Here is a 14,196-nt window from a genome sequence, read left to right as displayed (position 1 = left end):
TAAATATAAGACTTATCTTTGCAACCATCTAAATCATCATCCATGAATAAATATATCAAGTTTATTATTGCAGGGCTTATCATTGCCTTAGGTATCTTTTTAATGTTCAACAGAAATGTAGGCTGGGGGATTGTTTTAATCATCTTATCCGCCATCCCTATTTTGTTATTTTTCAAAAATGAATACATTCTATTAGCACTTTGGCAACTTAGAAAACAAAACATCGCTAAAGCCCAACAATGGCTCAACCGAATTACCAATTATCAAACGCAATTGCACCGCTCTCAGTACGGTTATTACCACTATATGCAAGGGCTCACTTTGGCGCAAGACGAACCCCGAAAAGTAGAACCTCTGATGAAAAAAGCCTTAGAATATGGTCTTAATATGAAACAAGACCGCGCTATGGCAACCCTCAATTTAGCCGCAGGCGCTCTACAAAGAGGGCGCAAGCAAGAGGCGCAAAAACTATTAGAAGAAGCCAAAAGATTAGACTCCGCAGGAATGATGAAAGACCAAATAAAAATGATGAAAGACCAAATAAAAATGCCAACGATGCAGAAACATATGCACAACCCTCATATGAGACAGAGAGGCAAATTTTTCTAAAAAAAAACAAAAACCGCTTAAAAAATTAAGCGGTTTTTTTATTGATATTTTAAATCTTAGGTGCTACTTTTTAGCATTAGGATCTAACACCTCGCCTTGGATCCACACCACGCTTCTGCCCGCCTTAGGATCGTTAGAATACACCTCTATCAATTTCTTAAACGGACTTACAATATTGGTATTATAGCCCACTTTAATTTTGGTTGATTTCCCTGGCATTATAGGCTCTTGGCTCCATTCTGGCGTAGTACATCCGCACGAAGGCTGCACCTTAGAAATCACCAAAGGCTTGTCTCCCGTATTCGTAACGGTAAAAAAGCGGTGACCTTCCGCACCTTTTTCTATTTTGCCATAATCTATGGTCTTTTTATCAAAACTAATGGTCTGAGCCGATGCCATAAAACCTACTGAAAGCATAAGCCCCATCAAAACTGTTTTCATATTCTAAATATTTTTAAAGTTGCAAAGTTATAAAATTCTTATTAAAAGTTCCTTTTCTAATTTTCTTTATGCTATTTTTGCAAAATATAAGCCAAACTGATTTTTCATTAAAGAATAGACCATGCAGATTTCAGAAAAATATAACCCACAAGATACCGAAAAAAAATGGTACCAATACTGGTTAGACCAAAAATATTTCCATTCAGAACCTAACGATAAACCGCCTTATACCATTGTTATTCCGCCGCCTAATGTAACGGGAATTTTGCATATGGGGCATATGCTCAACAACACCATTCAAGATGTACTCATCCGCAGGGCGAGGATGCAAGGCTTCAATGCCTGTTGGGTGCCAGGAACCGACCACGCCTCCATCGCTACGGAAGCCAAAGTGGTGAAAAAACTCAAAGAACAAGGCATCAACAAGGCGGATATCACACGAGAAGAATTCCTTAAACACGCTTGGGACTGGACCCACCAGTATGGCGGCACCATTTTGGAACAGCTCAAAAAACTCGGTTGCTCCTGCGATTGGGACAGAACCCGTTTTACCATGGAAGACCAACTTTCCGAACAGGTTATCCTATCCTTCGTGGATTTATACAATAAAGGACTGATTTACAGAGGTTACCGAATGATCAACTGGGATCCCGAGGCCAAAACCAACATCTCTGATGAAGAGGTGATTTTCAAGGAACAAAACGGAAAATTATACCACCTAAAATACCAAATAGACGGCACAGAGGACTACCTCATTGTAGCCACCACACGCCCTGAAACCATTTTTGGCGATGTAGCACTTTGCGTAAATCCGCACGATGAACGCTACCAAAATCTCATCGGTAAAAAGGCGATCGTTCCTATTGTCAACCGCCAAATTCCGATTATTGCCGATGAATATGTGGATATAGAATTCGGAACGGGCGTCCTCAAAATCACCCCTGCCCACGATACCAACGACTACGAAATTGGGCAAAAACATCAGTTGGAAATCATTGATGCGCTGGATGATGATGCCAAACTCAACCACCACGGCTTGCATTACCAAGGCAAAGACCGTTTTGTGGTGCGTAAAGAAATAGCGAAAGAGCTGGAAACCAAAGGTTTATTAGAAAAATCTGAGGATTATCTCAACAAAGTGGGCACTTCCGAGCGGACTGGTGCGGTGATAGAGCCTAAACTCTCGCAACAGTGGTTTTTGAAGATGGAAAATCTCGCCAAACCTGCGTTAGATGCAGTAATGGAGGGCGATATTACCTTCTATCCAGAGAAATTTAAAAACACCTATAAACATTGGATGGAGAACATCCGAGATTGGAATATTTCGCGCCAATTGTGGTGGGGACAGCAAATTCCTGCCTATTATTTTGGCGAAGGCGAAAACGATTATGTCGTTGCTGAAACCAAAGAAAAAGCCTTAGAACTGGCACGAGAAAAATCGCAGAATCTACAATTGCAACTCACTGATTTAAAGCAAGATGAAGATGCATTAGACACTTGGTTTTCCTCTTGGCTATGGCCAATGTCGGTTTTTAATGGCTTGTTAGACCCTGAAAATAAAGACATTAACTATTATTTCCCAACCACAGATTTGGTGACTGGTCCCGATATTATTTTCTTCTGGGTAGCACGGATGATTATGGCAGGGCTGGAATGGCGTGGGCAAATTCCGTTCAAAAATGTGTATTTCACGGGCATTGTTCGGGATAAGCAAAGACGCAAAATGTCCAAATCTTTGGGCAACTCACCAGACCCCATAGATCTGATTAACCAATATGGCGCAGATAGCGTGCGGATAGGGATTTTGCTGAGTTCTGCCGCAGGGAATGACCTTTTATTTGATGAAGATTTAATGCTCCAAGGGCGAAATTTTGCCACTAAAATCTGGAACGCTTTCCGCCTAATGCAGGGCTGGACCAAAGAAAACAAACCTGCAAGTGCCGTGGAAGAAAAGACCATTGCGTGGTTTAAAAATCAGCTCAACAAAACGATACAAGAGATTGATGAACAGTTTAAAAAATTCCGTATTTCTGATGCCTTGCACCTGATTTACAAACTCATCTGGGACGATTTCTGTTCGTGGTACTTAGAAGCCATCAAGCCGAAATATGGCGAAAGCATCTCGCAAGAGGTCTATGAGCAAAGCATCTTTTATTTTGAAGAATTGATGAAATTGCTGCATCCGTTTATGCCGTTCCTTACCGAAGAATTATGGCAAAACATCGCTGAGAGAACGCCAGAGCAAGCTCTCATCATCACCCAACAGAAGAAAGCAGAAGCGTTTGACAATGCGCTTATTCAAGATTTTGAAACCGCCAAAGAATGGATTTCTGGTGTGAGAAATTATCGCCAAAGCAAAGGCATTTCGCCAAAAGAAAGCGTGGAAATTTACACCAATATTTCGCATTTTGACTTGGATATTTTGGTTAAAAAACTCGCCAATGTGTCCGAAATTCATTACCAAGAGCGGACCCAGCTGCCGAGCTATTCTTTCCTAATTGGCGCCACAGAATTATCCATTCCGCTGAGTGAAAACCTTGACCTCGCGGAAGAAAAAGCCAAAACGGAAGAAGAATTAAAGTACCTCAAAGGCTTCTTAATCTCCGTGGAGAAGAAGTTGTCTAACGAAAAATTTGTCAACGGTGCCCCTGAAAAAGTGGTGGAAATAGAGCGTAAAAAACAAAAAGACGCCCAAGAAAAAATAGCCCTTTTAGAGGAGAAATTAAAAAATTTATAACCCTAAGGCAGACTTTTTCGGTACAATTTTCGTTATAAACTAAAACAAAATGAACCCTATTCAAAATATTGCCAAATTATTTAGCAAAGGTTTCGTAGAACACCCGCTGATCGAGTCTTATGATGCGGGACACCTCCACCTCTCCACGGGGCAGATGGTGGCGTGTGATCCACTCATTACCAATGATATGTTGCCTTTTGAGACGCCTTTTCCCAAGGGCGATTTCCCCATAACGGTACACCGAGAAAAGGACTCGCACTGCATTGCCTATGTGGAGGTGGCTTTTAGCCGAAACCCTACCACGCAATGGCAAATGGCGACCACCGCAGGTCAAGATCCTAAAACGCTGGTGGGCGAGGAAATTTTTGGCTATCCCGTGCAATCAGGAATGGGCTGCCTAATGGATTTAGAAACCCAAACTGACCTCAATGCGCTGGAACAAAGCCTTTTCCAACAAAAAGGCGACGATTTTATGGGGCTCTATGAGGAATTTTTCCATCATCATTTTTTTGATGAAAAAGGCGCCATAGACCAATATGCGCTCCTCACGCCCAACGAGGCTAAAAAAAATAATATTTTTGCCTTTGAAACAGGCTACGGCGAGGGCTTTTATGCCTCCTACATCGGTTATGATGCCACAGGCGCCCCCACCCAACTCATTACAGAATTTATTGAAATTAAAATTGATTAAAACACCCCAAACCAACAATGAAACGTACTTCATATCAACCTAAAATAGTAGTAGTAGGAAGCTCATCTATAGATTTAATACTCAACACACCATTCCACCCAGCACCAGGCGAAACCATTATGGCAGAGTCTTTTGAAAACTTTTTCGGTGGTAAAGGTGTCAACCAAGCCGTGGGAGTTTCTCGGCTGGGCGCCCAAACTTATTTTATCGGCTGTGTGGGAATGGATCCTTATGGACAACAGATTTTACGGCATTTAATTGATGAAGGCATCAATGTAGGTTTTGTAAAAGAAGACTCCAGAAATGAAACTGGAACCGCCTATGTCATCAGTGCTAATGGCGAAAACAGCATCATCGTGGCACCTTCTGCCAACTATTCCCTAAAACCTAAGCACATCCAAAACGCAGAAAAAGTTTTTGATGCCGCAGATTTGGTGCTCACACAATTAGAGCTTTCTGAAGAAACGGTGCTTAAAACCTTAGAACTCTGTAAAAAACACGGCAAAAAATTAGGCATCTACGCCTCTCCAGCCCGCCGATTATCACAAGAGTTGATTGATTACGCCAGCTTTATCGTAGCGAAAACCAATGACTTACCTATTATTTTTGGCGAGAACCACCACGAAACCATTTTGCAAAAATTACCCAATCGCCTTTTCGTAAGAGATGGCATCAACTCCACTATTTACTATGATGGCAACGAGATGAAATACCTCAGAAACGATCCAGAAAACGGTAAAGAAGTGTTTAAAATGGGAGTGGGAGACGCCTTTACATCAGGGTTTGCGGTAGCGCTATGCCACGGCAATACGGTGAATGATTGTGTGAAACTCGGGAATACCATTTCTCTAAAAGTAGCCGAAAAAAGAGGCTCTCAGAAAGGATTACCTCATCTAAAAGACTTGAAATTGGATTAAAATTCTAATCTATTATGAAGATTTTCAACATCCAAACAGCACAAGATTTTGATGCGGCGTGTCTTGAAACCTTTCGCTATCAATATGAAAATGTGACCGTTTATCGGCAGTTTGTTGATTTTCTCAACATCAATCCTGAGCGTGTTTCAGCGGTTGAGGAGATTCCTTTTTTGCCGATTGAGATGTTTAAAAATCATACCGTATTAGACCAAAATAAAACGGCTCATTTCTATTTCCAAAGCTCTGGCACCACGCAGGCTAACCTTTCTAAACACTGGATTGCCGAGGAAAAACTCTACCAAGAAAGCCTTTACAAAAGCTTTGAACATTTTATTGGAAAGCCGCGAAATTTCGTATTTTTAGGGCTTTTGCCCAATTATTTGGAGCGCCAAAACTCCTCTTTGGTATATATGGTGGATTTTCTGATGAAGCAATCTGCACGGGCGGAAAATGGCTATTACCTCTACAACCATTTGGATTTATACCGCTTACTTTTAGAGCTCCAAGCCCAAAAACAACCGACCATTTTGTTTGGAGTTTCCTTTGCGCTATTGGATTATTTGGACACCTTGAAAGCCGAAAATCTGGAAGCACCCAATTTCCCAGAACTCAAAATCATAGAAACGGGTGGAATGAAGGGCAGAAAGGAAGAAATAACCAAAGACGAGTTGCTGTCTATCCTCAAAAAAGCCTTTAAAACCCAGAATATTTTCTCCGAATACTCTATGACGGAGTTGCTTTCTCAAGCCTATTCTTTGGGGGATAATATCTACCAAACGCCAGCGTGGATGCGCATTTTAATCCGCAATACCGAAGATCCTTTTTCTTATGTTGCAGATGGAAAAACAGGTGCTATCAACATTATTGACTTGGCTAATCGCCATTCTTGCAGCTTTATTGCCACCCAAGATTTAGGAAAAATCAACCCGAGGTATCCTTTCGCTTTTGAAGTGTTAGGGCGGATTGACCATTCGGATATTCGGGGGTGTAGCTTGTTGGTTTCTTAAGTTCTAAGCCTTATTTTTGTAAATCTCCATAAGGTTTATGTCGGCTTTTTCTCATAGTCTAAGATTAAATATGTAATTTTGCAACCTAAAAAAATCAATTTTGGGAAAGAATAAATTAGAGCGTTTCGCGGAGAATAAAATATTAGAAAACGTGTACCAGCCCAGCCGAGAGGAAACCCTTTCTGGCTATCCTATGGCAGGAAAATGGCGAGAAAAAGTGTTTAAAAACGACCATCCTATCGTGTTAGAATTGGGCTGTGGCAAGGGCGAATATAGCGTGGGGCTGGCACAGGCATTTCCTGATAAAAATTTTATTGGTGTGGATATTAAAGGGGCGAGATTTTGGTTCGGTGCAAAAGCCGCATTGGCACAAAATCTTCATAATGTGGCTTTTTTAAGAACTAAGATTGAGCTGATTGACCACTGTTTCGCACCAAATGAAGTAGATGAAATTTGGATTACCTTCCCCGATCCACAGATTAAATACCGACGCACCAAGCACCGCCTAACCCACCCTGATTTTCTTGAGCGGTACAAAAAAATCCTAAAGCCAGAGGGCGTCATCCACCTGAAAACGGACTCTGAATTTTTACACGGCTATACTTTGGGCTTGTTGCAAGGTTTGGGGCACGAAATCATCTCCGCTCACCACGATATCTACGGTGCACCTGAATACGACCCCGAAACACCACTCCTCAGAGAGATTAAAACCTATTACGAAGGCCTGTTTTCTTCCAAAGGAAAAACAATTACTTATATTAAATTTAGACTTAAGTGATTTTTAACGGTTATATCCTAAATAATTTTGCATATTAAAATTATTATTTCTATCTTTGCAGAAGTTAACAATTTAATTTTTTTAATTATGAAAAAATTATTATTAGTTAGTTGCAACGCTTGGTGTTGCAGGAATTATGGGTGCAAAAGAGAAAGAAGTAAAGAAAGTTCAAACAGAAGCAAAACATGTAATTGAATGTGAAGCGACAGACTGTGGGAATAACTGTATCAAATTGGATTGTGTAGTTAAAAGACAAAAGTAATCATTCTAATTAATTTAGGGGCATTTGTATGTCCCTAAATTCTTAATTTTATTATGAATAGAATTTTCATTTTAATACTTTTAATAATCGGTTTTGGGGTTAAGGCACAAATCAAAACCTATAAAATTACATTTCAAAAGGTTTATAATCTTGAGGAGTACAAAGATGATAGCCCAGAGCTGCATGAGAGAAGAAAAAATGCAAAAGATTTGTTCTATCTATTGGTTAACGAGAAACACTCTTTATTTGTTCCCGCTAAGGAAGATAATATCAGCAAATTAGAATTTGTGGTAAAAGATTATGATCAAAGTTTTTGTCTTTATCAATATACAGATGGAGAACAATATACAAAGAATGCCAAGGGTATGCACCTCTACACCGATACAGATGAGAGAAAAATAATATTGGGGCATCCGTGTAGAAAGGCCACTTTGGATAATGGGGAATACGCTTACTATGCGGAAGATATTGCTTTACAAGGCACGCCTGCAGAGATGGGGATGATGCCTGGGATGATATTAGATTTCCAATTGATAGAAGCACGATATACCGCAATCGCCATAGAAGAGATAGACCAAGATATAGACATACAGCCGTATATGAAACAATATAAAAAGAAAGCAGATGAGTAAGATTCTATACCTCTTATTGTTTATTTCAACACATTTTTATTATTCACAAAGCATTGTGGTTCAGTACGAAGTTATAATGAAACCCCAAGAAAGTTTTTTGAATAATGAGCAGATTCCTCAATCTGTCAAACAAAATTATTTAGCTTCCATAAAGCAACCTGTTCCTTTTGTTTTACTCGTATCCAACGGTAGGAGTTTTTTTGGATACGGCACCTATAATTTTAAAGAATCTAAAATAGAAAAGCCTTTTTCTAAAAACAGTTTTCAATCTAAAAATGATGAATATTTCAGAAATATAGACTCTGAAGAATTGCTTCAGCTCCAAAGGGATGTCAAGGGGGCTTTTTATGTGGTTTACAAAAACTCATTACCAGAAAATCTACAATCCATCGCTTCAGAAAAAATTGATAATTTTCTTTGTAAAGTATATGAAAGAAAAGATGACCCGACGGTCTATTGGGTGGCAGAAGAAATCCCTGTAAACGCAGGACCTAGTTTCTACTATGGCTTTCCTGGGTTAGTACTAAAAGCGGAGTCATTAGTAAGAACGATCTATGCTACATCAATCAATTTCCTTGATAAAGCTATAGATATTCCATTACCAGATGAAACCTTGAGAAGAGTGTCTGAAGAAGACTTTGTAAAAGAATTAAAATCCAGACCTGCTATTAAAGAACTTTAATGAAATTTTGGCTTACCTGTTTTATTCTTTTTATCTCTAATGTATGTCTAGGGCAGTCAAGCGTACAGATGAGTATTTTAGATGCCAATAATGCTCATGCCGTCTCTTCGGCTACCATAATCTATAAAAGTCAAGGAAAAGAAAAATTTACAACCACCAATCAATCTGGTAAAGCTCTACTTAATAATATAGATATCCCCTCTACTCTGGTGGTGAAACACTGGTCTTATCAAACCAAAACTATTCAATTAGATGAACCGATAAAAGCTCTCGTTTTTAAACTTATGCCTAAAGTTAATGATATAGAGCAAGTCGTTATAAAATCAAGACCAAGAACCGCACGAATTACTCAAGATACCATTAAATTTAATATTAAATCTGTACTCACAGCGTCTGACCAAACTTCAGCAGATGTAATCAAAAAACTGCCTATGATGGAGGTTGATAAAGATGGAAATGTGAGTTACCGAGGAATGCCCATTGACAGAATAGTTATTGATGGTAATGAATTTTTTGGAAAGGTACACAAATTATCTACAGAAAATATAACGGTTAATATGCTGGATGGCATTGAGTTAATTGAAAAATACACTAATATTGACGGTGAAAAAAGTAAAGCCCTTAATTTAAAATTAAAAAACCAGTATAAGAAAAGATTATCGGGTGCATTGGACATTTCTGGAGGTTTTAAAAATAGATTGGCTCTGCACTCTAATTTTTTTAAATTCTATGAAAATGGTAATACTGCACTTATTTTAGATGCCAATAATATTTCAAAATCACAACTATCTGAGGAAGACTATAAACGCTTAAAAGATATCCGAAACAATAATATAAATACCCTTCAACAAGAGATAGAGAATCTCTACAATTTCTCAGAAGAAGACTCAAATTACAGAAAAGAAAATAACGATCAACTTATTGCGCTTCAGCTTAATAAAAAACTAAAACAGAGCCAAATCTATTTATTTAGCGTCGGTAGCTATACTTCATTTCAAACGCTTATTGATAAGAAGATTAATTATTTGGAAGAAGGAAATGATTTTTCAGAAAGCCTTAAGAAAAACTTTAAAAACCTACTCCTTACAACACAATTAAAGATAAAGCAACAAATCGGAGAAAACAGCTATGTAGTATCAACTACAGGCTACATCCCTTCAAGAAATACAGGCGATATTGATTCTGAAAATAGCCAAATTTTATCATCAATTTCGTTTCCTATTACATCCCAATCTAATATCTTCTATCAAAATCTAAGTTTTCATTTACCTTTTAAAAACAATAACGAATTAAAAGCAGATTTTTTATTCTCAAAACAATACTATAATTATGAATTTATTATTGATAAAAGCCCAATCTCTATATTTTCCAATGATCTTACAGAAAATAATTCATTAAACAAGAAGATTTTAGACTTGTCTATCAAATGGAATAAAAACTGGAACAATGGTTTGTTTTTAAAAAATACCGTTTCAATAGGCAATTCTAATGATCGTTTTAATGAATTTGAAAGAAAAGTTCAAGCCCATACAGTGTCTTCTGTCTTTGGGAAAAATGTAGGACAGTTTTGGTGGAATATTGGTTGGGAAGCCATAAATTATTCTTTATACTCTGAAAATCAATTCTATATAAATCCAAAATTAGAACTTAAGTATAATCTGAATACTGATGAAAAACAGAATTTTACATTTTCTTATCAAAAACAACAAAAATTACCAAGCATAGTAAATCTGCTTAACTTTCCTATCATTAAAAATTACAGAGAGATTTTCGCCCCGAGCCTTTTGCCTAAGAATTTTATAAGAGATGAACACCGCCTGACGCTAAGCTATTTTTATGGAGATTTTATAAAACAAAAGTTTTTTTGGCCATACATTAGTCTGAGTATAAAGCCTAAAACGATATCGGAAAATATTGATTTTAAAGAAACGATATCAAAAATCAGTTATAATCTATTTCCTGAAACAAAGGATTTCTACTCAGGCATCAGTTTTGACCATACAATCTTAAAAGGCAAAATAAAATCTAAATGGGATGCCGTCTATACCTACGGCGAGTATTATAGCTCTATTGCAGATCTATGGAACCACCAAAATATTTCCAGCTTTGGGATAAAAAATCAACTTTTAAGCGTTTTTAATAAGAGTAAAATAAATTTTAGCATTTATCAGAAACTTCAAAAAATTTTTGTAAAAAACACAATGAGTGATCATATGACTCAAACCACCTTTGAGGGAATATATACTCTAAATTACCATCTGAAGAAGTGGTCTTTCAATTGGAATTATTATTTTAACTTACTTAATACTAAAAACCAAAGCATTCAATCATTTGGAATGATGAATTTAGAATTATCGTATAAAATAAATGAGAAACTCAGTTGGTATGCACGGGCCAATAATATCTTAAATCTTAATAACTTTTCTATCTATAGTCAGAAATACAATCCAATATATACAGAATTTTCAGAACACGCTGCTCAATCTGGCTATGTCATCGCAGGCTTTAACTATAATTTTTAAGTTTTTTATCTTTCAAGGGCAATAATATGAAATTATATACCCATTTTTTATAATAACTACAATTTTATGAAACTTAATAAATTTAAAATCAATTAACAACCAATACTTTAAATAAACTCCAATAATCTCTATATTAACCTATATTGGAAGAATTATTACATTAAACGGGCAATCAAATTTTTTCATATATATAATACAAAATTCTAAAAAACAAAAACGCCGCTTCAAAAAATTGAAAGCGGCGTTTTCTTTACTAACCATTAAAATCAAATTATTATTTATTTTCTTGCTCTTGCTTAATCAAATTTAAAGCAGAACCTGCTCTAAACCAAGCAATTTGCCCTTCGTTATATGTATGGTTTGCCATAATAGTATCTTTAGAACCATCAGCGTGTACCACTTCAATAGTCAATGGTTTCGCTGGCTCAAAGTCTTGCAAATCTATAAAGTTGAAAGTATCATCTTCTTGGATTTTATCGTAATCAGCCTCATTAGCAAAGGTCAAGGCTAACATACCTTGTTTTTTAAGGTTGGTTTCGTGGATACGCGCGAATGACTTCACCAGTACCGCCATTACACCAAGGTGTCTCGGCTGCATCGCTGCGTGCTCACGAGAAGACCCTTCACCATAGTTGTTATCCCCAACGATAATGGTTTTAACGCCTGCTTTTTTATAAGCTCTCGCTGATGCTGGCACCTCCATATACTCACCATTCAGCTCGTTTTTCACTTTGTTGGTTTCCATATTGTATGCATTAACCGCACCGATAAGGGTATTGTTCGCGATGTTATCCAAATGCCCTCTATACTTCAACCAAGGTCCCGCCATAGAAATGTGGTCGGTTGTACATTTACCATAAGCCTTGATGAGCAACCTCACACCATAGACATTATTACCATCCCACGCTGGGAACGCCTCTAACAACTGAAGACGGTCAGATTCTGGAGAAACAATCACTTCCACCTTAGAACCATCTTCGGCTGGTGCAATGTAACCTGGATCATCTACATCAAAACCTCTTGGAGGCAACTCAAAACCTTGAGGTTCATCTAAAAGAACTTCCTCGCCGTTTTCGTTTTTAAGTTTGTCTTTTCTTGGATCAAAAGTTAAATCTCCAGCGATAGCCAGTGCCGTTACCAACTCTGGCGATGCCACGAAAGCGTAAGTATTAGGGTTACCATCGGCTCTTTTAGAGAAGTTTCTGTTGAACGAGTGTACAATGGTGTTTTTCTCTTGTTTTTCAGCGCCTTCTCTCGCCCACTGACCAATACAAGGACCACAAGCGTTGGCAAATACTTTACCTCCAATTTGATCAAAAGTATCCAAATAGCCGTCTCTTTCCACGGTGTATCTTACTTGCTCAGACCCTGGCGTAATGGTATATTCTGCAGCAACTTTTAGATTTTTTTCTTTGGCTTGTTTCGCTACGGAAGCGGCACGAGAAATATCTTCATAAGAAGAGTTGGTACAAGAGCCAATTAAACCGACCTCTACTTTGGTTGGCCATCCGTTTTTCTCCGCAATTTCTTTCATTTGAGAAATTGGCGTCGCGATGTCTGGAGAGAAAGGGCCGTTCAAATGTGGTTCTAATTCCGAAAGGTTGATTTCTATCACTTGATCGTAATATTGCTCTGGATTTTCATAAACCTCAGCATCAGCACGGAGTACATGCTTGATGGCATCGGCTGCATCAGCTAAATCCGCTCTATCGGTAGAACGCAAGTATTGGCTCATATTTTCATCATAAGCGAAAATAGAAGTCGTGGCACCAATCTCCGCTCCCATATTACAAATAGTTCCTTTACCAGTACAAGAAAGCGCCTCGGCACCTTCGCCAAAATATTCTACAATAGCGCCTGTACCTCCTTTTACCGTAAGGATGCCCGCTACTTTTAGAATCACATCTTTAGGAGCTGTCCAACCGCTTAGTTTACCTGTAAGTTTAATCCCTATCATTTTCGGGAATTTAAGCTCCCAAGGCATTCCTGCCATTACATCTACCGCATCGGCACCACCTACACCAATCGCCACCATCCCGAGACCACCTGCATTTGGCGTGTGGGAGTCGGTTCCAATCATCATCCCACCTGGGAATGCATAGTTTTCTAATACCACTTGGTGGATAATCCCTGCCCCTGGCTTCCAGAAGCCAATGCCGTATTTATTAGACACCGATTGTAGGAATTGGTAAACCTCGTTATTTTTGTTTTCAGCTTCTTGTAAATCTTTATCAGCGCCTACTCTGGCTTGGATCAAGTGGTCTGCGTGCACTGTAGAAGGCACTGCCACTTTGGTTTTTCCAGCTTGCATAAATTGGAGCAATGCCATCTGTGCTGTGGCATCTTGCATCGCTACTCTATCTGGTGCAAAATCTACATAAGATTCTCCTCTTTTAAATGCTTCTGGTTTTTGGCCTTTAAATAAGTGGGCACAAAGAATTTTTTCAGAATAAGTAAGAGGGCGCCCCATAAAGGCTCTGGCTTCGTTTACTCTGTTTTCAAAATCAGTGTAAACGCGCTTAATCATATCTAAGTCAAAAGTCATATTGTGAAGTATTTTATTAACATTTATAAATGATTACAAAAATAAGAAAATTATTTTTTAAAGCCGTGCACTACATTCATTTAGATTGATTATAAATAAGTGTTTCATCCAATGGGCTATGGTCTCCATGATTACACTATCAATTTAACACATCCGCAATATCTGCCTCATTGATAAGGCTTTTATTCTTTTTTAACTAAAAAACTGCGATATTTTTGGTATTTTCATAAATTAGATTATCTTTGCCCTCAAGAAATTAAAGGGGTGCTGTAATAGGCTGAGATTATACCCAATGAACCTATGAACAGGTAATGCTGTTTAGGGAAAGTGTGCCTGCAAAGGCTTTGTATAATGATACCCCTTTTATTCCCAC

At 38.1% G+C, this 14,196-nt stretch carries 11 protein-coding genes; 9 read left to right on the top strand and 2 right to left on the bottom strand.

Features of this window, described 5'->3' with window-relative positions; translation table 11 throughout:
• Nucleotides 1–42 precede the first annotated feature (42 nt).
• Entirely contained in the window at nucleotides 43–609 is a 567-nt protein-coding gene (locus NYR17_RS02170; RefSeq protein ID WP_302506084.1) for a DUF2892 domain-containing protein, read from the top strand.
• A gap of 63 nt (nucleotides 610–672) precedes the next feature.
• On the opposite strand, the gene NYR17_RS02165 is transcribed toward NYR17_RS02170, so the two are convergent.
• Nucleotides 673–1,050 (bottom strand): DUF1573 domain-containing protein, encoded by a 378-nt coding sequence (locus tag NYR17_RS02165; RefSeq protein ID WP_302506082.1) that lies wholly within the window; start codon nucleotides 1,048–1,050, stop codon nucleotides 673–675.
• A 121-nt stretch (nucleotides 1,051–1,171) separates the two neighbouring features.
• On the opposite strand from NYR17_RS02165, the gene NYR17_RS02160 reads away from it, so the two are divergent.
• The 8 genes from NYR17_RS02160 to NYR17_RS02125 all read left to right on the top strand — a co-directional run bounded on the left by NYR17_RS02160 (nucleotide 1,172) and on the right by NYR17_RS02125 (nucleotide 11,278).
• Nucleotides 1,172–3,787 (top strand): valine--tRNA ligase, encoded by a 2,616-nt coding sequence (locus NYR17_RS02160; protein ID WP_302506080.1) that lies wholly within the window; start codon nucleotides 1,172–1,174, stop codon nucleotides 3,785–3,787.
• Nucleotides 3,788–3,836: 49 nt separating this feature from the next.
• Nucleotides 3,837–4,478: a DUF4241 domain-containing protein gene (locus tag NYR17_RS02155; protein ID WP_302506078.1), complete on the top strand. Its 642-nt coding sequence runs from the start codon at nucleotides 3,837–3,839 to the stop codon at nucleotides 4,476–4,478.
• A 17-nt stretch (nucleotides 4,479–4,495) separates the two neighbouring features.
• Nucleotides 4,496–5,395, top strand: a complete 900-nt coding sequence (locus NYR17_RS02150; protein ID WP_302506077.1) for a ribokinase — start codon at nucleotides 4,496–4,498, stop codon at nucleotides 5,393–5,395.
• An 11-nt stretch (nucleotides 5,396–5,406) separates the two neighbouring features.
• Nucleotides 5,407–6,402, top strand: a complete 996-nt coding sequence (locus NYR17_RS02145; RefSeq protein ID WP_302506969.1) for an acyl transferase — start codon at nucleotides 5,407–5,409, stop codon at nucleotides 6,400–6,402.
• Between the two features lie 100 nt (nucleotides 6,403–6,502).
• Entirely contained in the window at nucleotides 6,503–7,180 is a 678-nt protein-coding gene (gene trmB, locus NYR17_RS02140) for a tRNA (guanosine(46)-N7)-methyltransferase TrmB (RefSeq protein ID WP_302506075.1), read from the top strand.
• A 315-nt stretch (nucleotides 7,181–7,495) separates the two neighbouring features.
• Nucleotides 7,496–8,074, top strand: coding sequence for a GLPGLI family protein (locus NYR17_RS02135; protein ID WP_302506074.1), 579 nt, complete (start codon nucleotides 7,496–7,498; stop codon nucleotides 8,072–8,074).
• Complete coding sequence (locus NYR17_RS02130; protein ID WP_302506073.1) at nucleotides 8,067–8,756, top strand: GLPGLI family protein; 690 nt, start codon at nucleotides 8,067–8,069, stop codon at nucleotides 8,754–8,756. The genes NYR17_RS02135 and NYR17_RS02130 overlap by 8 nt, the downstream gene beginning before the upstream one ends.
• Nucleotides 8,757–8,824: 68 nt before the next feature.
• Nucleotides 8,825–11,278 carry a hypothetical protein gene (locus NYR17_RS02125; RefSeq protein ID WP_302506072.1) on the top strand — a complete coding sequence of 818 codons (2,454 nt, stop codon included), beginning with the start codon at nucleotides 8,825–8,827 and terminating at the stop codon, nucleotides 11,276–11,278.
• 274 nt (nucleotides 11,279–11,552) lie between these two features.
• Here the strand turns inward: NYR17_RS02125 and NYR17_RS02120 are convergent, their stop codons facing one another.
• The gene (locus NYR17_RS02120; protein WP_302506070.1) at nucleotides 11,553–13,823 is read right to left on the bottom strand and encodes an aconitate hydratase; all 2,271 of its coding nucleotides are present in this window, start codon (nucleotides 13,821–13,823) and stop codon (nucleotides 11,553–11,555) included.
• Between the last annotated feature and the right edge of the window lie 373 nt (nucleotides 13,824–14,196).

The organism is Riemerella columbina (assembly GCF_030517065.1).
Taxonomy (GTDB): domain Bacteria; phylum Bacteroidota; class Bacteroidia; order Flavobacteriales; family Weeksellaceae; genus Riemerella; species Riemerella columbina_A.
This window is presented reverse-complemented; position numbering and strand designations above follow the sequence as displayed.